The following is a 19,956-nucleotide window of genomic DNA, read 5'->3' as shown; positions in this document are numbered from 1 at the left end:
CCCTGACCCAGCGTCAGGCTTTAGCCTTGCACTCCCTATCGACAACCAGGAGTGACCATGAGCTGGCTGGAAAAGCTGCTGCCGCCGCAGATCAAACGCACCGCGTCCGCGCCGCGCGCCGCCATCCCGCACGGACTGTGGCTGAAATGCCCGGCCTGCGAGGCGGTGCTGTACCGCGCCGACCTGGAAGCCAACCTGCACGTTTGTCCCAGGTGCGCGCACCACATGCGCATCGGCGCCCGCGCGCGCCTGGACGCCCTGCTCGACAGCGGCGGGCGCCACGAGATCGGCCTCGAACTGCTGCCGGTCGACACGCTCAGGTTCAAGGGCAGCAAAAGCTACCCGCAACGCCTGCGCGAGGCCATGGACAGCACCGGCGAGACCGACGCGCTGGTGGTCATCAGCGGCAGCATCCTGTCGGTGCCGGCGGTGGCGGCCTGCTTCGAATTCAGCTTCATGGGTGGCTCCATGGGCTCGGTGGTGGGCGAACGCTTCGTGCGCGGCGTGCAGGCGGCCATAGCCCAGCGCGCGCCCTTCATCTGTATCACGGCCAGCGGCGGGGCGCGCATGCAGGAAGGCTTGATATCGCTGCTGCAGATGGCCAAGACCACGGCCATGCTGGGCAAGCTGGCCGAACACGGATTGCCGTTCATCTCGGTGCTGACCGACCCGACCTCGGGCGGCATCTCGGCCTCCTTCTGTTTTTTGGGCGACATCGTGATCGCCGAGCCGAAGGCGCTGATCGCCTTCACCGGCGCGCGCGTGATCAAGAGCACGCTGGGCGTCACCCTGCCGGAGGGCTACCAGCGCAGCGAATTCCTGCTCGAGCGCGGCGCCATCGACATGATCGTCGACCGCCGCGACATGCGCGCCGAACTGGCGGCCCTGATGGCGCTGCTGTTGAAGCTCCCCCGCGATGCTGTGGCATGATGGCGTCCCCAAGCTGCATATCTTGAATCCAGTGGCACTCAAAGTCGGCGAACTGGCGCGGCGTTCCGGATTGACGGTGCACGCGCTGCATCACTATGACCGCATCGGCCTGCTGCGTCCGTCCGCGCGCAGCGGGGCCGGCTACCGCCTCTACAGCGAGGAGGACATCGCGCGCCTGCACCAGATACAGGCGCTGCGGCGATTCGGCATGGCGCTGGCCGATATCGCCACCGTGCTCGCGCGGCCCGATGCGCCCTTCGCCCGCATCGTCGCGCAGCAGATCGCCGCGCTCGAGCAGCAGATCGCGCAGGCCACCGCACTGCACCAGCGCCTCAGGCAGCTGCAGCGCCAGCTGGCGGACGGCGCCGCGCCGGGCCTGGACAGCTCGCTGGAAACGCTGGAGCTGATGGCGCTGTACGACAAATACTTCACGCCGGAGGAGCTGCAAAGCCTGCCCGCGCGCAGCCCCGAATGGCCGGACCTGATACGGCAGCTGCAGGCTCAGATGGACAGCGGCGCGCCCGCCGACAGCGAGCACACGCAACAGCTGGCGCTGCGCTGGATGCGGCTACTGGAGCGCGACACCGGGGCCCATCCCGGCCATGCGCTGCGCATCTCGGCCATGGTGGAGATGGAGCCGGCCGCGCGGTGCCTGACCGGCATCACGGAAGAACTCAAGCAATACATGCTGCAAGGCCTGGCCGCGTTCCGCCTGTCGCGCTATGCGCCCTATCTCAGCGCGGGGCAGCTGGCCCGGCTGCGCGCCAGCGCCAAGCTGCACGGCAAGGAATGGATCACGCTGATCGCCGAGGTGCACCGGCTGATGGCCGACGGCGTCGCACCGCACACGCCCGAGGCGCGCGCCGTGGCCCGGCAATGGATGCGGCTGTTCCAGCTGCGCGCTGGCAGCGACCCCGCCATGCAGGACAGCATGCGCCGCGCCCATGAGGGCGATCCGGACCTGCTGGCCGGCACCTGGATCACTGATGCCATGCTGGACTACATCCGCGCCGCGCTGGCATGACGCACGCGTTTGCGCACGCTCCTGCGTTGGATTAAATTGATCCCTGGCGGCCGCATACCATCCCGGAGGGGGCATGAACACACGCGAAATGAGCTTGAACGACAGCAGCCTGTACGACAGCGACTTCCTGATCTGGCTCAACACCCAGGTCGGGCTGCTGCAAACAGGGCAATTCGATCAGCTGGACCTGGGCCATCTCGTCGAGGAGATTACCGATATGGGCCGCGCATTGAAGCTGGAACTGCTGCACCGTATGGACGTGTTGCTGACGCACATGCTGAAATGCCAGTACCAATCCGGCCGCATGAGCAAAAGCTGGCGCAGGACGATGGCCGAGCAGCGGCGCCGCATCAGCCGCCTGCTGCTCACGGCTCCCAGCCTGCGGCCGCTGCTGGAACAGGAAATAGCGGATGCCTACGCTTATGCGGCGCGGCATACCAGCAGCGAGACCGGATTACCGGCTTCCACTTTCCCCGGCAGCTGCCCATGGACTACGGAGCAAATCCTGGACCCGGACTTCATACCTGGCAGCTGAATGGGCAATCTACGCTGCCGGTCACCGCAGAAACGAAAAAGCCGCTGATCCCTCACGGCATCAACGGCTTCGAATTTGGTTGCGGGGACAGGATTTGAACCTGTGACCTTCGGGTTATGAGCCCGACGAGCTGCCAGACTGCTCCACCCCGCGTCTGATGGAAGTATTATAGGCCAGATTGCGCCTTTAGGCAATATCAATCCTCGCTTGCTCTACGATAGTTCGAATAAATCCGCTTTCGCAGCAGGCATGCCGCTGCGCACGCAATCAGTGTAAAGTAAGCATAAAACCGACTTGAGTCCCTGCTTCCATGAAATTTTGTTCCGAATGCGCTTCCCCCGTGTCCCTGGCCATCCCGGCGGGCGACAACCGCCCGCGCTATGTATGCGGCAACTGCGCCACCATCCATTACCAGAACCCGAAAATGGTGCTGGGCTCCATCCCGGTGTGGGAGCGGGACGGCGAACTGCAGGTGCTGCTGTGCAAGCGCGCCATCGAACCGCGCTACGGCTACTGGACCCTGCCGGCCGGCTTCATGGAAAACAATGAGACCACGGCCGAGGCCGCCATCCGCGAAACCGTGGAGGAAGCCGGCGCCAACATCGAACTGGGGCCGCTGTACACCCTGCTCAACGTGGCCCACGTGCACCAGGTCCACATGTTCTACCTGGCCACCCTGCGCGACCTGGACTTCGCCCCCGGCGAGGAAAGCCTGGACGTGCAAATGTTCACGGCGGCGCAAATTCCCTGGGACGACCTGGCCTTCCCCACCATCCGCACCACGCTGGAACTGTTCTTCGCCGACCGCGCCTGCGGCCGCTACGGCTTCCACACGCGGGACATCAACCAGCCCATGCGGGATGTGTAAGCGATGATCCCCTGGCTGGACCGCGACACGCCCTTTCCCGACGTCTCCACCGCGCTCACCACCGAGGCGCCCGGCCTGCTGGCGGCCGGCGCCGACCTGTCGCCCATGCGCTTGCTGCAAGCTTATCGCCATGGCATCTTCCCCTGGTTCTCGGAGGGCCAGCCCATCCTGTGGTGGAGCACCGATCCGCGCATGGTGCTGAAAACCGCGGATTTCCGCATTTCCGATAGTTTGAAGAAAACCCTGCGCAAGGTGGAGCGCGAGCGCCAGCAGGGCGGCCGCTGGCAGCTACGCTTCGACAGCGCTTTCGAGCGCGTCATGCGCGAATGCGCTGCGCCGCGCCGCGACGGCCCCGGCACCTGGATCTCGGACGACATCATTGCCGGCTATACCGGGCTGCACCGCATGGGCTACGCCCACTCGTCGGAGCTGTGGCTGGACGGCGAGCTGGTGGGCGGCGCCTACGGGGTCAGCATAGGGCGCATGTTCTATGGCGAATCCATGTTCGCCCGCGTCAGCGACGGTTCCAAGGTCGCCCTGGCCTACCTGGTGCGCTTCCTGCACAGCCACGGCGTGCAGCTGATCGACTGCCAGCAGGAGACTTCCCACCTGGCCTCGCTGGGCGCCGCCCCCATCCCGCGCGCGGCTTTCCTGGCGCATCTGCGCAACAGTATTGAATTGCCGCAAATCACGAAGTGGGAACCGATTGCACCGCTGCCTCAGGTTGGTTAAGCTGGAGCTGGCCATGCTATGATCGGTTCACCTTTCCACGACTTGATGTTCCTGCAATTGTTACTGCAATACTAGGACGCGCATGACGCACCTGAACGACCTGCCCTTCGCCACGCTGCAGTTTTACACCACGGCGCCCTATCCCTGCAGCTACCTGGACGCGCGCCAGGCCCGCTCGCAGGTGGCCACGCCCTCGCACCTGATCAACGCCGACGTCTATTCCGAGCTGGTCAAGAACGGTTTCCGCCGCAGCGGCATCTTTACCTACCGTCCCTATTGCGATGGCTGCCAGGCCTGCATCCCGGTGCGGGTGGTGGCGGATGAGTTCAAGCCCAGCCGCGGCCAGCGCCGCGCCTGGGTCAAACATGGCGATTTGCTGGCCGGCGTGGCCAGCCTGTCGTTCTCGGATGAACACTACGAGCTCTACCTGCGCTACCAGAGCCGACGCCACGCCGGCGGCGGCATGGACCAGGACAGCCGCGACCAGTACGCCCAGTTCCTGCTGCAAAGCCGGGTCAACACGCGGCTGGTGGAATTCCGCGAGCCTGACGGCACCTTGCGCATGGTGAGCATCATCGACATGCTGTCGGACGGGCTGTCCTCGGTCTACACCTTCTTCGATCCGGACGTGGAAGGCGCCTCCTTCGGCACCTTCAACGTGCTGTGGCAGATCGCCCAGGCGCGCGAGCTCAAGCTGCCCTACGTCTACCTCGGCTACTGGATCGCGGAAAGCCCGAAAATGTCGTACAAGACCAATTTCCGGCCTCTCGAAGCGCGTATCAAGGGCGTCTGGAGCGTGTTGGAACCCTAGTACAATACGGGCAATTCAAATAAGAGCCCGTCATGTCCGAAAAATTCCTGTATTCCCTGGCCCGCCCGCTGCTGTTCTCCATGGACGCGGAAGCGGCCCACCACTTCACCCTGCCCGCCCTGAAACGCGCCGCCGCGCTGGGCCTGACCAAGCTGGCCAGCCAGCCGCGTCCCGATCCGCGCACCGTCATGGGCCTGCAGTTCAAGAACCCGGTCGGCCTGGCCGCCGGCCTGGACAAGGACGGCGCCTACATCGATGCCCTGGCCGACCTGGGCTTCGGCTCGATCGAAGTCGGCACCGTGACGCCGCGCGCCCAGCCCGGCAATCCCAAGCCGCGCATGTTCCGCCTGCCGGCCGCCAATGCCATCATCAACCGCATGGGCTTCAATAACGGCGGTGTCGACGCTTTTGTCGCCAACGTGCAGTCCTCGCGCTTCTACCAGGACAAGCTCGGCATCCTGGGCCTGAACATCGGCAAGAACGCCGATACGGCTATCGAAAACGCGGCCGACGACTACCTGCACTGCCTGCGCAAGGTCTATCCCTACGCCAGCTATGTGACGGTCAACATTTCCTCGCCCAACACCAAGAATCTGCGCCAGCTGCAGGGCGGCTCCGAGCTGGACGGCCTGCTGGCGCAGCTCAAGGACGCCCAGTCGCGCCTGGCCGATGAGCACAAGCGCTACGTACCGCTGGCCCTGAAGATCGCGCCCGACATGGATGGCGACCAGGTCAAGAACATCGCCGACGCCCTGGTACGCCACAAGATAGACGGCGTGATCGCCACCAACACCACGCTCAGCCGCACCGCCGTGCAAGGCATGCTGCATGGCGCCGAAGCGGGCGGCCTGTCGGGCGCGCCGGTGTTCGAGCCATCCAACGCCGTGATCCGCCTGCTCAAGGCCGAGCTGGGCGACGCCCTGCCCATCATCGGCGTGGGCGGCATCATGCGCGGCGCCGACGCCAGGGCGAAAATGGACCTGGGCGCCCAGCTGGTGCAGCTGTACAGCGGCCTGATCTACGCCGGCCCGGCCCTGATACGCGATTGCGCCGAAGCCGTGCGCCGCCACTAAACCTGTCGAAAGCCAGCATGGACACCATCCAACTCGGAACCAGCGCCCTGCGCGTCACCAAAATCTGCCTGGGCACCATGACCTTCGGTGAACAGAACACGGAAGCGGAAGCCCACAGCCAGCTCGACTACGCCGTGGGACGCGGCGTGAACTTCATCGACACGGCGGAAATGTATCCCGTCATGGCGCGCGCCGAGACCTATGGCGACACTGAGCGCCACATCGGCAGCTGGCTCAGGAAAAGCGGCAAGCGCCAGCAGCTGGTGCTGGCCTCCAAGGTGGCAGGTCCCAATCCCGGCATGAGCTGGATACGCGGCGGCCGCAACGACCTCGATCCGGCCAACGTCCGCGCGGCGCTGGAAGCGAGCCTGCAGCGCCTGCAAACCGATTACATCGACCTGTACCAGCTGCACTGGCCCAGCCGCAACGCGCCCATCTTCGGCAACAACGTGTACAACCCGCAGGCCGAGCGCCCCTGCGTGGCGGTGGAGGACACCTTGGCCGAGCTGGGCAAGCTGGTCGATGCCGGCAAGGTGCGCGCCATCGGCGTGTCCAACGAATCGAACTGGGGCGTGTCGGAATTCATCAAGCAGTCGGAAATGAAGGGCTTGCCGCGCATCGCCACCATCCAGAACCTGTACAACCTGACCGCGCGCCACTTCGAGACCAGCCTCTTGGACGAGACCTGCTACCGTGAGCAGGTCAGCCTGCTGGCCTACAGCCCGCTGGCGTTCGGCCAGCTGACGGCCAAGTACCACGACGATCCGCAGGCCCATGGCCGCCTGAACATCTTTCCGGCCGGCTGGAGCCCGCGCTACTCGCGTCCCGGCGTGCTGGCGGCTGTGGCGAAGTACGCCAAACTGGCGCGCGAGCACGGCCTGACGCCGGCCCAGCTGGCCCTGGCCTGGTGCGGCTCGCGCTGGTTCGTGGCCTCCACCATCATAGGCGCGACCAGCCTGGCGCAGCTGGAGGAAAACATGGACGCGTTTGACCTCAAGCTCTCGCCCGAGATCATTGCCGAGGTCGACGCGATCCACGCCACGCTGCCCAATCCGGGCCAATAAGCGCACCGTGGCCCCATGCAGCGCAGCGTGCCGGGGCTGCCGCATGCCCGGCAGCACCATGCCGCCCCCTCCCGCTAGGCCAGGTAGCGGCCCGGCGTGACCCCGAACTGGCGCTGGAACGCGCTGCCGAACGCGGCCAGGCTGCGGTAGCCGCAGGCCAGCGCCGCCTGCGTCACGCTATCCCCCGCCGACAGCCGCGCCACCGCATGCAGCAGGCGCGCTCTCTGGCGCCAGGCTTCGAGCGTCATGCCTGTCTCCTGCGGAAAGATGCGCTGCAGGGTGCGCAAGCTGGCCCCCGCTTCCTGCGCCAGCAGGGCAATGCCGCGCTCATCATCCGGCTGGCGCTGCCAGTGCAACGCCAGCTTCAAGGCGCGCGCATCGCGCGGCAGCGGCAGCGCCAGGTCTTCACTTCCCGCCTCCAGCAGCAGATCGACCAGCACGCCGGCCAGCCTGGCCTGCGGCGACTGGTCCGGCGCCAGCATGCGCAGCGCCAGAATGTGCAGGATCAGTTCGCGCAATAGCGGCGCCACGGCCAACACCACAGGCGCCTGCGGCAGCGGCGCGGCCCGCACGGCGTCCAGGTACAAGGTGCGCATGGACACGGCCGACACCATCTCGATACGGTGCCGCACCCCGGCCGGCACCCAGATCGCCCGCGTGGGCGGGGTCAGCCACGCCATCTCCCGCGTCGCCACGCGCATCACGCCGGCGGCCGCATACACCAGCTGGCCCCATGCGTGCGCGTGCTCGCCGATGACGGCGCCGGCGCGCATGCCCAGCGCCAGCGAGCGCACGTCGTAACCGTCGCCATCCATGTTCAGGGGAAGCGGAAATCCGGCTCGTACTGCATGGCGCCCACCAGGTTGCCTTCGGTATCCTCGAAATAAATCAATTCGCCAACACCCTCGATACGGTAGGGCTGCATGAGGATGCGTCCGCCGCCGGCCTCGATGGCGGCCATGGTCGCTCGCAGGTCTTCCACGCCCATGCTGGCCTCGTAGCCGGCCATGCGCACCCCGTGCGCCAGCTCACGGCGCTGCTGCAGCGCGCCCAGCACGCCCTGGCCGGCATTCCTGACCTGATAGAACTCGGGCGGCCCCCAGGGGTCGAAGCGCCAGCCGAACACGCTCTCGTAAAAGGTTTTGGCGCGGCCGACATCGTCGGCGTTGATGGCGAAGTGGCGCAGTGTGGCGGCCATACAACCTCCCTGAAAAATTGACACGTCCACTATATCCGGCCCGAAGGCGGCGCGCTGCCGTCAAAATGCCACAAATGCACGCTACAGCGCCAAATGCGCGAAAACATCCACGCCGTAAGGACATTATTCAATTCTCACATATGTTAATTGCCAACTATTCCTGTGCAAGCTGTATTTCCGGCATATAGGATTTCAACATTACATCTTCTTGGAACCTTATCATGGATGCACGCCACCCCTCCGCCCTGTTTTCCCTCGCTCCCCTGCCACGCGCCCTGCTGCTGGCCGGCCTGATCGCCGCCACCGGCATCGACGCCATGGCCCAGGAAAGCGCCGCCAGCGGGGAACTGCAATCCGTGGTGGTGACAGGCACCTATGCCAAGAACCGCCGCACGGTCGATTCCGAGTCGCCGGTGGACATCATCAGCGCACGTGAACTGCAAGCGTCCGGCTCGACCGAGCTGGCCACGGTGCTGGCGCGGGTGCTGCCGTCCGTGAACTTCCCGCGCCCGTCCGGCGCCGACGCCAGCGACGCCGTGCGTCCGGCCCAGCTGCGCGGCCTGTCGCCCGACCAGGTACTGGTGCTGGTGAACGGCAAGCGCCGCCACACCTCGGCCGTGGTCAACGTCAACGGCACACAAGGACGCGGCTCGGCCCCCGCCGACCTGAACGCCATACCCCTGTCGGCCATCGACCACATCGAAGTGCTGCGGGACGGCGCGGCCGCCCAATACGGTTCCGACGCCATTGCCGGCGTCATCAACATCATCCTGAAGAAAGGCGCGGCGGGCGGCGAAGTGGAAGCCGGCTATGGCCAGTACCGCGAGCACGACGGCAAGCAGACGTCGCTGCGCGGCTCGGCCGGCTTCGACCTGGGCAACGATGGCTGGGTGCGCATCGCGCTGGAATCGTCCGACCGCGATCCCACCAACCGCGCCGGCGCCGACACCCGCAACACGCTGGAACCGCTGTACGGCAAGGTGGTGCAGCGCTTTGGCGATCCGCAAACCAGGCCGCGCTACCTGTTCGTCAACAGCCAATACCGCATCAACGACAGCGTCGACTGGTACGCCTTTGCCAACTACGGCCAGCGCGACACCTCAGCCGCCGCCACCTGGCGCACGGCGCTGGTGGCGACCACCATCCCGGCCACCGCAACCACGCCGGCGCGCACCGTGTACACGCAGCGCACGCCCATCTATCCGAACGGTTTCCTGCCGCTGGAAAACTCGACCTCCACCGACAGCGCCCTGGTCACCGGCCTGCGCGGCGAAGCGGCCGGCTGGCGCTGGGACGCCAGCATCAACTACGGCCGCAATGAGTTCAAGCTGGACCTGGACAACACCGTCAACCAGGACCTGGGCGCATCCAGCCCGACGCACTTTTACGCCGGCAAGCTGATCAACACGCAAGTGCTGGGCAATGTGGACATCGCGCGCGAATTCCCGGTGGACGGCCTGAGCGGCCCGCTGACCGTGGCCTTCGGCGCCGAGGCGCGCCACGAAAAATACGAGATCGGCGCCGGCGACGCCGCCTCCTACACCGGCACCGGCGCGCAGGGCTTTTCCGGCTTCCGCCCCGTGAACGCAGGCAGCAACAGCCGCCACAACGAATCGGTGTACGCCAACCTGGAAGCGGACATCACGCGCCAGTTCTCGGCCTCGGCCGCGCTGCGCCATGAACGCTACAGCGACTTCGGCAACACCACTTCGGCCAAGGGCTCGGCCCGCTACGCCTTCAACGACGCGGTCTCGCTGCGCGCCACCGCCTCGTCCGGCTTCCGCGCCCCGTCGCTGGCGCAGCAGTTCTACACCATCACCACCACCAACTTCTCGGTGGTGAACGGCACCAACACGGCCATCGAGACCGGCACCTTCGCGGTTGGCAGCGCCGCCGCCGCCGCGCTCGGCGCGCAGCCGCTCAAGGCCGAGAAAGCCCGCAACTACAGCCTGGGCCTGCAGTTGTCGCCGACCCGCAACTGGACCATCACGGTGGACGCCTACCGCATCGATATCGACAACCGCATCGCGCTGTCGGCCAACATGACCCTGAACCAGACCCTGAAGGATGCGCTGGCCAAGCAGGGCATCCTGGTTGGCGCCGGCCGCTACTTCACCAATGCCATCGACACCCGCACCACCGGCGTGGACGTGGTCAGCACCTACCGCCTGGACCTGAAAAGCGCGGGACGCACGGACTTCACCCTGGCCTACAACCACAACAAGAATGAAGTCGAGCGCGTGGCCGCCAACCCGGCCATCCTGACCACCAACGGCCTGACCGTGATCGACCGCCAGACCATCAACCGCCTGACCGTCGGTTCGCCCAAGGACAAGCTGAGCCTGTCGACAGATTACAGCTATGGCATCTGGGGCGCGCGCGCCGTGGCGACCCGTTATGGCCGCTTCACCGTCCCGCAGAACAACGCCACCCTGGACCAGACCTACGATCCGCAATGGGTGCTGGACATCTCGGGCAGCGTCAAGCTGGCCAACAATTGGAAACTGACGGCAGGCATCGACAACGCCACCGACCGCTATCCGGACCAGGTCACCTCAGCGGGCAACCTGAACAACAACGGCATCAACCCGTACAGCGGCTTCGCGCCCAACGGCTTCAACGGCCGCTACTACTACGCCAAAGCCTCGTACACCTGGTGAGCACCGGGCGACGAACCGCCGGGCGACGAACCGCCGGGCGGCGAACCGCTGGGCGGCGCTCCGCCTAGAACTCTTCCCAGCCGTCGTCCTTGCTGCTGGCCGCGCTGGCCAGCCGGGGCGGCGTGCTCGTTTTGGCTGCCGCCGGCGCGGCCGGCCTGGCGGACGGCTTGGGCGCGGCAGGCCCAGCTGCGGCCGCCCGCGCTGACTGCGACTTGCGCGGCGGCGGCGCGTAGCTTTGCTGGCTGGCCAGCTTGAACACGCTGACCGCCTGCGCCAGCAGCTCGGCCTGGTCGCGCATGCTTTGCGCGGCGGCAGCCGCCTCCTCTACCAGGGCCGCATTCTGCTGCGTCACATCGTCGATGGTGACGATGGCCTGGTTGACCTGCTCGATGCCGGTGCTCTGCTCGGAACTGGCGGCGCTGATCTCGGTCATGATGTCGGCCACCTGGCGCACCGACTGCACGATGCCGTCCATGGTCGCGCCGGCCTCGTCGACCAGGCGCGCGCCCTCGTCCACAGTCTGCACCGACTGTCCGATCAATTCCTTGATTTCGCGGGCCGCCGTGGCCGAGCGCTGCGCCAGCGTACGCACCTCGGAGGCCACCACGGCAAAGCCGCGCCCCTGCTCGCCGGCGCGGGCCGCCTCCACCGCCGCGTTGAGCGCCAGGATATTGGTCTGGAATGCGATGCCATCGATCACGGAAATGATGTCCACGATCTTGTTCGAGCTATCCTTGATGGCGCCCATGGTGCTGACCACCTGGCCCACTACCTGTCCGCCCTTGTTGGCGAAGTCGGAGGCGGCCAGCACCAGCTTGGTGGCCTGGCGTGCATTCTCCGCGTTCTGCGTGACGGTGGAAGTCAGTTCTTCCATCGAGGAAGCGGTTTCCTCCAAGCTGGAGGCCTGCTGCTCGGTGCGGCTGGACAAGTCCATATTGCCGCTGGCGATCTCGCCCGAAGCGTGGCTGATGGTGTCCGAGCCGGCCCGCACCTGCCCCACGGTGCGCTCCAGGCTATCGCTCATGTCGACCAGGGCGCGCAGCAGCTGGCCGGTCTCGTCGCGCGTGTCGCATTCCACGCGCCGGGTCAGGTCGCCGCCGGCCACGGCCTGCGCCATGTCCACGGCCCGGTTCAGCGGTCGGGTGATGCCACGCGTGATGGTGTAGATCACCCAGGCCGACAGCGCGGCCGCCGCCGCCGTCAGCAGCAGCATGGTCCAGCGCGAACCGCTGTAGGCTTGCTCGGCATACAGGCTGGCCTGGCCGACGGCCTCGTTCTGGTACTTGACCAGCTCGGTCAGCGCATTGAGATAGGCGGTCTGCTCCTTGCGCACCGTCGTCAACAGGTATTTGACGGATTCATCGCGGCGGGCGGCGTCGCGCGACATTTGCAAAAAGCTTTCCTGCACCACCAGGTACTTGCTGCGTGCATCCAGCACGGCCTGGTATTTGGTGTGGCTCTCCGGCTCGGGGTCATCGGCCACCAGCTTGCCCAGCTGGGCCAGGCGCTCGGCGTTGTCCTGCTTGCGCAGGTCGACCCGCTCCAGCTCCTTGCGCACCGTCTCGGGGTCGTTCGACAGCATGGCATTGCGCATGGCGCGCGCGATATCGTTCAAGCCGCCGATGGTTTCATAGGCCAGCACCATCTTGGGGACCTTGTCCGTCGCAAGGTCCTCCGTGTCGCTGTTGAGCTTGCCAAGGTTGTAGATACCGACCCCGGCGATGAGCAGCATGAATATCAAGGAAATACCCAGTCCCAGCGCCAGCCTGGCGCCGATCTTCCAATTGCGCATAACGTGCTCCCATGAGAAAACAACGCAGACAGTCTTGGATGCAGGGCGACGGAATCGGGGTTTGGGGAACTGTCGCGGCAGGCATTGCCAGCCAGTATAGGACCATTCCCGCCGGGCAGCGGCGATTTATGCGGGCCATGTGCGCGTACGCCACACGGCCGCAACAGAATCAGGCGGCGGTGTCGTGGTTGAGCGCGGCGTCGATGTCGGCGCGGCTCAGCTCGGGCGCGAATTCCTGGATGAAGTGGTAGGCGTAGGAGCGCAGGTAGGCGCCGCGCCGCACCGCCAGCCGGGTGGTATTGGATGCGAACAGATGCGAGGCCTCCACCGCGCGCAAGCCCTGGTCGCGGCCATGGTCGAAGGCCATGGAGGCCACAATGCCCACCCCCAGGCCCAGGGTCACATACTGCTTGATCACGTCCGAATCCATGGCGGTCAGCACGATGTCTGGCTGCACGCCGGCCTTGGCGAAGGCGTCGTCGATATGGCCGCGCCCGGTGAAACCGAGGTCGTAGGTGATCAGCGGGAACTCGGCCAGGTCTTCAAGCCGGATCGGCGAGCGCGCCAGCAGCGGATGGCCTTCCGGCACCACGATCAAATGGCTCCAGCGGTAGCAAGGGAAGGACACCAGGTCGGGGAAGGCCGACAGGCCCTCGGTGGCGATGCCGATGTCGGCCTTGCCGGACAGGACCCACTCGGCAATGTGTTCGGGCGAACTCTGCTGCAGGGCGATGCGCACGTCCGGGAAGGCGGCGCGGAAGCCTTGCACCACTTTCGGCAGCGCGTAGCGGGCCTGGGTGTGGGTGGCGGCCACGGCCAGGGTGCCACTGTTCTGGCCGGTGTACTCCAGGCTGGCCTGCTGCAGGTTTTCCGCCTCGATCAGCAGGCGGTCGATGATCTTCAGGATGCCCTTGCCGGGTTCCGTCATGCCGGTCAGGCGCTTGCCGTTGCGCTCGAAGATGACCACGCCCAGTTCGTCCTCGAGCTCGCGGATCTGCCGGCTCACGCCGGGTTGCGAGGTGAACAGTGCGTTGGCCACCTCGGTCAGGTTGTAGCCGCGCCGGGCCGCCTCGCGTATCGATCGTAACTGCTGAAAATTCATATGGCGGCGCCTCCATCGACAAACACGTGCAGGCGTTTCGGGCGCACCACCAGGGTGTCTCCCTCTTTCAGCTGCAGGTGGCTGTAGCGTTCATTCGGGATCACGGCCTCGATCAGCTCGGCGTTGTCGCCGCGCTCCAGGTCCAACTGGGCCAGCGGGCCGATGGCGTGGGCGCGGCGCAGCTTGACCACGATGCCTTCCGCGCCGGGGCTGTAGCGCTCGACGTCCAGGTCGTGCGGACGCACATAGGCCGTGCCTTTGCCGTCGCGGGCCTGGCCCGGCACCGTGAAGCTGGTGTCGCCGCTGGCCAGCACGCCATCCTGCACTCGCCCGTGGAACATGTTCACATTGCCCAGGAAGCCGTACACGAAGGGCGAGGCCGGCTGGTTGTACACTTGCTCGGGGGCGCCGATCTGCTCCACGTTACCCTTGTTCATCAGCACCACCTGGTCGGCCACTTCCAGCGCTTCCTCCTGGTCGTGGGTGACGAAGATGGAGGTGACATGCAGCTCGTCGTGCAGACGGCGCAGCCAGCGCCGCAGTTCCTTGCGTACCTTGGCGTCCAGCGCGCCAAACGGTTCGTCCAGCAGCAGCACGCGCGGCTCCACCGCCAGCGCGCGCGCCAGGGCGATACGCTGGCGCTGGCCGCCGGACAGCTGCGGCGGGTAGCGGTCGGCCAGCCAGTCCAGCTGCACCAGCTCCAGCAAATCCTTGACCTTGCGGCGTATCACGTCTTCCGACGGACGCTCGCTGCGCTTTTTCACGCGCAGGCCGAAGGCCACGTTCTCGAACACGGTCATGTGCTTGAACAGGGCGTAGTGCTGGAACACGAAGCCGACCTGGCGCTCGCGTACATGGCGGTCCGAGGCGTCCACATTGTCCAGCAAGACCTGGCCCGAATCCGGATGCTCGAGGCCGGCGATGATGCGCAGCAGCGTGGTCTTGCCGCAGCCCGACGGCCCCAGCAGCGCGGTCAGTTCGCCGGACGGGAAATCCAGCGACACATTGTTCAGGGCGGTGAATTCACCGAAGCGCTTGTTGATGTTCTTAACGGCGATGGTCATGATCAGTGCTCCGTGGTGCGGGTTGCGTAGGCGTCGGCGACAGTCTCGTTCAAGCGCCAGGCGATAAAGGTTTTCAGGGCCAGGGTCACCAGCGCCAGCAGGGCCAGCAGCGAGGCCACGGCAAAGGCGGCGGCGAAGTTGTATTCGTTGTACAGGATCTCCACCTGCAGCGGCATGGTGTTGGTCTCGCCGCGGATGTGGCCGGACACCACCGACACGGCGCCGAACTCGCCCATGGCGCGCGCGTTACACAGGATGACGCCGTACAGCAGGCCCCACTTGATGTTGGGCAGGGTCACGCGGCGGAAGGTGTCCCAGCCGGAGGCGCCCAGCACGATGGCGGCTTCCTCTTCCTCGCTGCCCTGGGCCTGCATCAGCGGAATCAGCTCACGCGCCACGAAGGGGAAGGTGACGAAGATGGTGGCCAGCACGATGCCGGGCACGGCAAACAGGATCTTGATGTCGTGCTCCTGCAGCCAGGGACCGAACCAGCCCTGGGCGCCGAACAGCAGCACGTAGATCAGGCCGGAAATCACGGGCGAGACCGAGAACGGCAGGTCGATCAGGGTCAGCAGCACGCTCTTGCCGCGGAACTCGAACTTGGCGATGCACCAGGAGGCGGCCACGCCGAACACCAGGTTGAGCGGCACGGCAATCACGGCCGTCAGCAGGGTCAGCTTGATGGCCGACAGCGCATCCTCCTCGACGATGGCGGCCGCGTAGGCGTCCCAGCCCTTGCGCAGGGCCTCCGTGAACACGGCCACCAGCGGCACGAACAGGAACACGGTAAGGAATACCAGCGCCACGGCAATCAGCGCCAGCCGCACCCAGGCCGGCTCCAGCACATTGGTCTGGGTCGGCAGTTCGCCACGGCGTACCGGGGCGGCCGCAGCCGCGTTGGCAGGGGTGGAAATGACAGCGCTCATATTATTTTCCCGATTTGCCGCGCGCCCAGGCTTGCAGCAGATTGATGGCCAGCAGCAGGATGAAGGACACCACCAGCATCACCACCGCGATCGCGGTGGCGCCGGCATAGTCGTACTGCTCCAGTTTGGTGATGATGAACAGCGGAGTGATCTCGGACACCATGGGCATGTTGCCGGCGATGAAGATCACGGAACCGTATTCGCCGGTGGCGCGCGCAAAGGCCAGCGCGAAGCCCGTCATCAGCGACGGCAGGATGGTGGGGAACACCACGCGCGAGAAGGTCTGCCAGGCATTGGCGCCCAGGCTGGCGGCGGCTTCCTCCAGTTCGCGCTCGGCATCCTCCAGCACTGGCTGCACGGTGCGCACCACGAATGGCAGGCCGATGAAGGTCAGGGCGATCACCACGCCGATGGGGGTGAAGGCCACTTTCAGGCCCAGCTGGCCTTCCAGGATGCGGCCGAACCAGCCGTTGGCCGAGTACAGCGCCGTCAGCGTGATGCCGGCCACGGCCGTGGGCAGGGCGAACGGCAGGTCCACCAGGGCGTCCACGATGCGCTTGCCGGGAAATTCATAGCGCACCAGCACCCAGGCCACGATGCCGCCAAACACGGCGTTGATGGCGGCGCCCAGCAGCGAGGCGCCAAAGGTCAGCTTGTAAGAAGCGATCACCCGCTCCGAGGTCACGGTGTGCACAAAGCCTTCCCAGCTCAGGGTGAAGGTCTTGATGAACACGGCAGACAGCGGGATCAGGACGATCAGCGCCAGGTAGAACAGGGTGAAACCCAGCGACAGGCGGAACCCGGGCATGACCCGGAATGGCGCGCCGGAACTGGCTTTGCCAGCCGGAACCGGCTGGGACAGGACTGCAGACATTGGACCCCCACTTATTACAAATTCTTCTATGAGGACAGCATATTCTCATTGAAGCCACATAACACAAACGAAGCATTTCTCATTTGGTTAGATGGTTAAGCTATAAGCGTGGACTGGCGCGCCTCTGACGGTAGTTAATGCGCGATCAACTTTACCGCGACGGTGACGAGGGTCACGGCCAGCATGCCGCGCAGCAGGCGTTCCGGCACGGCGCGGGCTGCATAGGCGCCCAGGGTGATGCCGGGTACCGAGCCTATCAGCAGGGTCAGCAACAGCATCCAGTTGATCGAACCCAGCCACCAATGGCCGACGGCGGCAATGGCGGTCAGCGGTACGGCGTAGGCGATATCGGTACCGGCGATCTCGGCCGGGGTCAGGCGTGGATACATCATCACCAGCAGGGTGGCGCCGATGGCGCCGGCGCCTATCGAGGACACCGTCACCAGCGTGCCCAGCACGGCGCCGCAGGCCACTGTGGCCAGGTGCAGCGCCCTGCCCTGCAGCTGGCGCTCGGGATGGGCCATGATCCAGTCCAGCATGCGCTTGCGGAACAGCAGGGCAATCACGGTCAGCAGCACCGAACCGGCAATGGAATAGCGGATGACCTGGCCAATTTCCTGGCTGAGGGCGCCATAGCGCTGCAGCGCCAGGCTGGCCAGCAACGCGGCCGGCAGCGCGCCCAGGCACAAGCGGCCCACGATGTCCCAGTGGACGGTGCCGCGCAGGCGGTGGGTGAAGGTGCCCACGCCCTTGGTAATCGAAGCGAAAGCGAGGTCGGTGCCGACCGCCACCGACGGCGTGACACCAAACAGCAGGGTCAAGAGCGGCGTCATCAGCGATCCGCCACCCACGCCCGTCATGCCCACCAGCAGGCCGACGGCAAAACCCGACACGACAAACGAAACATCGAACGATAAACTCATCCATTCCCCCCGAGGCAGGCGCACAGCCTACTGACTCGGGGGGAATTTCCAAACAACGAAATGCTTATTAGCTTATGCAGCCAGTGAGCAAGCTTACTTGTTCGGCTGCGGCGTCACGCGCAGGTAGGGGCGCGGCGCGGTATAGCCTTTCGGGTATTTCTGCTTGATCACTTCCGGATCCTGCACGGTCAGGGGGATGATGACGTCGTCGCCATCCTTCCAGTTGCCGGGGGTGGCCACGGTGTAGCCATCAGTCAGCTGCAGGGCGTCGATCACGCGCAGCACTTCGTCGAAGTTGCGGCCGGTGCTCATCGGATAGGTGATGGACAGGCGCACTTTCTTGGCCGGATCGATCACGAACAGGGTGCGCACAGTGGCGGTGGCCGAAGCGTTGGGGTGGATCATGTCGTACAGGGTGGCTACCTTGCGGTCATGGTCGGCCACGATGGGGAAGCCGACCACGGTCTGCTGGGTTTCCTCGATATCCTTGATCCAGCCGGTGTGCGACTCCACGCCGTCCACCGACAGCGCCAACGCTTTTACATTGCGCTTGTCGAATTCCGGCTTCAGCTTGGCCGTCAGGCCCAGTTCGGTGGTGCACACCGGAGTGTAGTCGGCCGGGTGGGAGAACAGCACCACCCAGGAGTCGCCCGCCCATTCATGGAAATGCAGGGGGCCGATGGAGGAGTCTTGCGTGAAATCTGGCGCCGTGTCGCCCAGGCGTAAAGTCATGGTGGTCTCCAAAAGGTTAAAAATGCAGGCTGTACAGGGAATCCGTGCTGGCCGCGAGCCGGTTATTGTGCGCCTGATTTGCCAATATGTACAAACTTTCCAGGCCATCCTGCCAGTTGCCCAGGCCGGAGTCGGCATTGATGTGGCCCAGGGCGCCGGCATCCAGGAAACGGCTGCCCCAGCGGCGCGCCCACAGCGCGGCGCGCGGCGCGGCCATCCAGGGATCGTTGCTGCTGCCTATCATGATCGAAGGTACCGGCAGGCCGGTATGCGGCAGCTGCTCCGCCACCCCGAACTTGTCGGGATCGGCCGGCGCCACCAGCAGCAGGCCGGCCACGCCGGTTGGGTCGCGCGCCACGCCGTGGGCCGTTGCCAGGCAGCCGAAGCTGTGCGCCACGATGATCAGCGGGCGGCTGTCGGCGCCCAGGCGCCGCACCTCATCCACCCGCGCCGACCAGCGCGCCAGGTCGGGCTGTTCCCAGTCCTGCTGCACGATGCGCTGCCAGCCAAACAGCGACTGCCAGCGGCTCTGCCAGTGGGCCGGCCCGCTGTTGTGCAGGCCGGGCGCGATCAGCACGCGGAATTCTGCAAGCACGCCGGCACTCATGGTCCGCTCTCCTTATTTGGCGCCGGGCTGGTAGATCTGGTCGAACAGCCCGCCGTCGGCGAAGTGGGTCTTGTTGGCCTTGGCCCAGTCGCCGGCCACGTCGGCAATGGTGAACAGCTTCACGTTGGGGAACTGGGCAGCGTATTTCTTGGCTTCCTTGGGGTTGGCCGGACGGTAGTAATTCTTGGCGATGATTTCCTGCGCTTCATCGGTGTACAGGAATTGCAGGTAGGCCTCGGCTACCTTGCGGGTACCGCGCTTGTCGACGATCTTGTCGACCACGGCCACCGGCGGCTCGGCCAGGATGGAGACCGAGGGCGCCACGATGTCGAACTTGGTCGGGCCCAGTTCCTTGATGGCCAGCAGGGCTTCGTTTTCCCAGGCGATCAGCACGTCGCCGATGCCGCGCTCGACAAAAGTGGTGGTGGCGCCGCGGGCGCCGGAGTCCAGCACCGGCACGTTCTTGTACAGCTTGCGCAGGAATTCCTTGGCCGTGGCTTCGTTGCCGCCAGGCTGGCGCAGCGCGTAGCCATAGGCGCCCAGGTGGTTCCAGCGGGCGCCACCCGAGGTTTTCGGATTCGGCGTGATCACGGCCACGCCAGGTTTGACCAGGTCGTTCCAGTCCTTGATGCCTTTGGGGTTGCCTTTGCGCACCAGGAACACGATGGTCGAGGTGTAGGGCGAGCTGTTGAACTGCAGGCGCTTTTGCCAGTCGGGATTGATCAGCTTGTGGTCGGCGATGGCGTCGATGTCATAGGCCAGGGCCAGGGTCACCACGTCGGCTTCCAGGCCGTCGATCACGGAGCGGGCTTGCTTGCCCGAACCGCCGTGCGATTGCTTGATCTTGACCGTGTCGCCGGTCTTGGCTTGCCAGCTCTTGGCAAAGGCGGCGTTGACGTCCTGGTACAGCTCGCGGGTCGGATCGTAGGACACGTTCAGCAGCGTGACATCGGCGGCAAAGGCCGGCGCGGCAGCGGTGAAGGCAAGGACGGCAGCGGCGATGATTTTTTTGGACAGCATCAGGATTCCCCGTATGGTTAT

General features: G+C 65.6%; 20 protein-coding genes and 1 tRNA gene. 9 read left to right on the top strand and 12 right to left on the bottom strand.

Annotation, left to right across the window (positions count from 1 at the left end; all coding sequences use genetic code 11):
- Nucleotides 1-57 precede the first annotated feature (57 nt).
- From accD to ACLB1G_RS14145, 3 genes are all read left to right on the top strand, one after another.
- Nucleotides 58-930 (top strand): acetyl-CoA carboxylase, carboxyltransferase subunit beta, encoded by an 873-nt coding sequence (accD, locus tag ACLB1G_RS14155; protein ID WP_491627863.1) that lies wholly within the window; start codon nt 58-60, stop codon nt 928-930.
- Nucleotides 931-961: 31 nt separating this feature from the next.
- Nucleotides 962-1,954, top strand: coding sequence for a MerR family transcriptional regulator (locus tag ACLB1G_RS14150; protein ID WP_491627862.1), 993 nt, complete (start codon nt 962-964; stop codon nt 1,952-1,954).
- Between the two features lie 73 nt (nt 1,955-2,027).
- A complete protein-coding gene (locus ACLB1G_RS14145) occupies nt 2,028-2,489 on the top strand; it encodes a DUF29 domain-containing protein (RefSeq protein WP_491627861.1) in 462 nt (153 codons plus the stop codon).
- A 76-nt stretch (nt 2,490-2,565) separates the two neighbouring features.
- Here the strand turns inward: ACLB1G_RS14145 and ACLB1G_RS14140 are convergent.
- Nucleotides 2,566-2,642 (bottom strand) — tRNA-Met (locus tag ACLB1G_RS14140).
- Between the two features lie 157 nt (nt 2,643-2,799).
- Here ACLB1G_RS14140 and ACLB1G_RS14135 point away from each other — a divergent pair.
- The 5 genes from ACLB1G_RS14135 (at nt 2,800) to ACLB1G_RS14115 (ending at nt 7,037) form a co-directional block, all read left to right on the top strand.
- Nucleotides 2,800-3,357: an NUDIX hydrolase gene (locus ACLB1G_RS14135; protein ID WP_491627860.1), complete on the top strand. Its 558-nt coding sequence runs from the start codon at nt 2,800-2,802 to the stop codon at nt 3,355-3,357.
- Nucleotides 3,358-3,360: 3 nt separating this feature from the next.
- Nucleotides 3,361-4,089: a leucyl/phenylalanyl-tRNA--protein transferase gene (aat, locus tag ACLB1G_RS14130; RefSeq protein WP_491627859.1), complete on the top strand. Its 729-nt coding sequence runs from the start codon at nt 3,361-3,363 to the stop codon at nt 4,087-4,089.
- Nucleotides 4,090-4,171: 82 nt separating this feature from the next.
- On the top strand, nt 4,172-4,900 hold the full coding sequence (locus ACLB1G_RS14125) for an arginyltransferase (protein WP_491627858.1): 729 nt from the start codon (nt 4,172-4,174) through the stop codon (nt 4,898-4,900).
- Nucleotides 4,901-4,932: 32 nt separating this feature from the next.
- Nucleotides 4,933-5,973: a quinone-dependent dihydroorotate dehydrogenase gene (locus ACLB1G_RS14120; RefSeq protein WP_491627857.1), complete on the top strand. Its 1,041-nt coding sequence runs from the start codon at nt 4,933-4,935 to the stop codon at nt 5,971-5,973.
- Between the two features lie 17 nt (nt 5,974-5,990).
- On the top strand, nt 5,991-7,037 hold the full coding sequence (locus tag ACLB1G_RS14115) for an aldo/keto reductase (RefSeq protein WP_491627856.1): 1,047 nt from the start codon (nt 5,991-5,993) through the stop codon (nt 7,035-7,037).
- 74 nt (nt 7,038-7,111) lie between these two features.
- On the opposite strand, the gene ACLB1G_RS14110 is transcribed toward ACLB1G_RS14115, so the two are convergent.
- Both ACLB1G_RS14110 and ACLB1G_RS14105 read right to left on the bottom strand, forming a co-directional pair.
- Nucleotides 7,112-7,852: an AraC family transcriptional regulator gene (locus ACLB1G_RS14110; RefSeq protein ID WP_491627855.1), complete on the bottom strand. Its 741-nt coding sequence runs from the start codon at nt 7,850-7,852 to the stop codon at nt 7,112-7,114.
- A 2-nt stretch (nt 7,853-7,854) separates the two neighbouring features.
- On the bottom strand, nt 7,855-8,235 hold the full coding sequence (locus tag ACLB1G_RS14105; RefSeq protein WP_491627854.1) for a VOC family protein: 381 nt from the start codon (nt 8,233-8,235) through the stop codon (nt 7,855-7,857).
- A 221-nt stretch (nt 8,236-8,456) separates the two neighbouring features.
- Between ACLB1G_RS14105 and ACLB1G_RS14100 the strand changes: the two genes are divergently transcribed.
- Nucleotides 8,457-10,895, top strand: a complete 2,439-nt coding sequence (locus ACLB1G_RS14100; RefSeq protein ID WP_491627853.1) for a TonB-dependent receptor plug domain-containing protein — start codon at nt 8,457-8,459, stop codon at nt 10,893-10,895.
- 64 nt (nt 10,896-10,959) lie between these two features.
- On the opposite strand, the gene ACLB1G_RS14095 is transcribed toward ACLB1G_RS14100, so the two are convergent.
- The 9 genes from ACLB1G_RS14095 to ACLB1G_RS14055 all read right to left on the bottom strand — a co-directional run bounded on the left by ACLB1G_RS14095 (nt 10,960) and on the right by ACLB1G_RS14055 (nt 19,935).
- Complete coding sequence (locus tag ACLB1G_RS14095; RefSeq protein WP_491627852.1) at nt 10,960-12,687, bottom strand: methyl-accepting chemotaxis protein; 1,728 nt, start codon at nt 12,685-12,687, stop codon at nt 10,960-10,962.
- Between the two features lie 169 nt (nt 12,688-12,856).
- A complete protein-coding gene (locus ACLB1G_RS14090) occupies nt 12,857-13,789 on the bottom strand; it encodes a CysB family HTH-type transcriptional regulator (RefSeq protein ID WP_491627851.1) in 933 nt (310 codons plus the stop codon).
- Nucleotides 13,786-14,853 carry a sulfate/molybdate ABC transporter ATP-binding protein gene (locus ACLB1G_RS14085; RefSeq protein WP_491627850.1) on the bottom strand — a complete coding sequence of 356 codons (1,068 nt, stop codon included), beginning with the start codon at nt 14,851-14,853 and terminating at the stop codon, nt 13,786-13,788. The genes ACLB1G_RS14090 and ACLB1G_RS14085 overlap by 4 nt, the downstream gene beginning before the upstream one ends.
- A 2-nt stretch (nt 14,854-14,855) precedes the next feature.
- Nucleotides 14,856-15,779 carry a sulfate ABC transporter permease subunit CysW gene (gene cysW, locus ACLB1G_RS14080; protein WP_491627849.1) on the bottom strand — a complete coding sequence of 308 codons (924 nt, stop codon included), beginning with the start codon at nt 15,777-15,779 and terminating at the stop codon, nt 14,856-14,858.
- A 1-nt stretch (nt 15,780) separates the two neighbouring features.
- Complete coding sequence (cysT, locus tag ACLB1G_RS14075; RefSeq protein ID WP_491627848.1) at nt 15,781-16,653, bottom strand: sulfate ABC transporter permease subunit CysT; 873 nt, start codon at nt 16,651-16,653, stop codon at nt 15,781-15,783.
- Nucleotides 16,654-16,787: 134 nt separating this feature from the next.
- On the bottom strand, nt 16,788-17,576 hold the full coding sequence (locus ACLB1G_RS14070) for a sulfite exporter TauE/SafE family protein (protein ID WP_491627847.1): 789 nt from the start codon (nt 17,574-17,576) through the stop codon (nt 16,788-16,790).
- Between the two features lie 93 nt (nt 17,577-17,669).
- Nucleotides 17,670-18,308: a peroxiredoxin gene (locus ACLB1G_RS14065; protein ID WP_491627846.1), complete on the bottom strand. Its 639-nt coding sequence runs from the start codon at nt 18,306-18,308 to the stop codon at nt 17,670-17,672.
- A 16-nt stretch (nt 18,309-18,324) separates the two neighbouring features.
- Entirely contained in the window at nt 18,325-18,915 is a 591-nt protein-coding gene (locus ACLB1G_RS14060) for an RBBP9/YdeN family alpha/beta hydrolase (protein ID WP_491627845.1), read from the bottom strand.
- A 12-nt stretch (nt 18,916-18,927) separates the two neighbouring features.
- Nucleotides 18,928-19,935 carry a sulfate ABC transporter substrate-binding protein gene (locus ACLB1G_RS14055; RefSeq protein WP_491627844.1) on the bottom strand — a complete coding sequence of 336 codons (1,008 nt, stop codon included), beginning with the start codon at nt 19,933-19,935 and terminating at the stop codon, nt 18,928-18,930.
- Between the last annotated feature and the right edge of the window lie 21 nt (nt 19,936-19,956).

The sequence above is a fragment of the Duganella kummerowiae genome, from assembly GCF_053572355.1.
The sequence above is the reverse complement of the archived record's forward strand: the minus strand, read 5'-3'. Positions and strand labels throughout refer to the sequence as shown.

Bases quoted from the DNA above. Each gene is read 5' to 3' on its own strand.
- accD (WP_491627863.1), top strand. From the start codon at position 58: ATGAGCTGGCTGGAAAAGCTGCTGCCGCCGCAGATCAAACGCACCGCG.
- ACLB1G_RS14145 (WP_491627861.1), top strand. From the start codon at position 2,028: ATGAACACACGCGAAATGAGCTTGAACGACAGCAGCCTGTACGACAGC.
- ACLB1G_RS14135 (WP_491627860.1), top strand. From the start codon at position 2,800: ATGAAATTTTGTTCCGAATGCGCTTCCCCCGTGTCCCTGGCCATCCCG.
- aat (WP_491627859.1), top strand. From the start codon at position 3,361: ATGATCCCCTGGCTGGACCGCGACACGCCCTTTCCCGACGTCTCCACC.
- ACLB1G_RS14125 (WP_491627858.1), top strand. From the start codon at position 4,172: ATGACGCACCTGAACGACCTGCCCTTCGCCACGCTGCAGTTTTACACC.
- ACLB1G_RS14120 (WP_491627857.1), top strand. From the start codon at position 4,933: ATGTCCGAAAAATTCCTGTATTCCCTGGCCCGCCCGCTGCTGTTCTCC.
- ACLB1G_RS14115 (WP_491627856.1), top strand. From the start codon at position 5,991: ATGGACACCATCCAACTCGGAACCAGCGCCCTGCGCGTCACCAAAATC.
- ACLB1G_RS14110 (WP_491627855.1), bottom strand. From the start codon at position 7,852: ATGGATGGCGACGGTTACGACGTGCGCTCGCTGGCGCTGGGCATGCGC.
- ACLB1G_RS14105 (WP_491627854.1), bottom strand. From the start codon at position 8,235: ATGGCCGCCACACTGCGCCACTTCGCCATCAACGCCGACGATGTCGGC.
- ACLB1G_RS14100 (WP_491627853.1), top strand. From the start codon at position 8,457: ATGGATGCACGCCACCCCTCCGCCCTGTTTTCCCTCGCTCCCCTGCCA.
- ACLB1G_RS14095 (WP_491627852.1), bottom strand. From the start codon at position 12,687: ATGCGCAATTGGAAGATCGGCGCCAGGCTGGCGCTGGGACTGGGTATT.
- ACLB1G_RS14090 (WP_491627851.1), bottom strand. From the start codon at position 13,789: ATGAATTTTCAGCAGTTACGATCGATACGCGAGGCGGCCCGGCGCGGC.
- ACLB1G_RS14085 (WP_491627850.1), bottom strand. From the start codon at position 14,853: ATGACCATCGCCGTTAAGAACATCAACAAGCGCTTCGGTGAATTCACC.
- cysW (WP_491627849.1), bottom strand. From the start codon at position 15,779: ATGAGCGCTGTCATTTCCACCCCTGCCAACGCGGCTGCGGCCGCCCCG.
- cysT (WP_491627848.1), bottom strand. From the start codon at position 16,653: ATGTCTGCAGTCCTGTCCCAGCCGGTTCCGGCTGGCAAAGCCAGTTCC.
- ACLB1G_RS14070 (WP_491627847.1), bottom strand. From the start codon at position 17,576: ATGAGTTTATCGTTCGATGTTTCGTTTGTCGTGTCGGGTTTTGCCGTC.
- ACLB1G_RS14065 (WP_491627846.1), bottom strand. From the start codon at position 18,308: ATGACTTTACGCCTGGGCGACACGGCGCCAGATTTCACGCAAGACTCC.
- ACLB1G_RS14060 (WP_491627845.1), bottom strand. From the start codon at position 18,915: ATGAGTGCCGGCGTGCTTGCAGAATTCCGCGTGCTGATCGCGCCCGGC.
- ACLB1G_RS14055 (WP_491627844.1), bottom strand. From the start codon at position 19,935: ATGCTGTCCAAAAAAATCATCGCCGCTGCCGTCCTTGCCTTCACCGCT.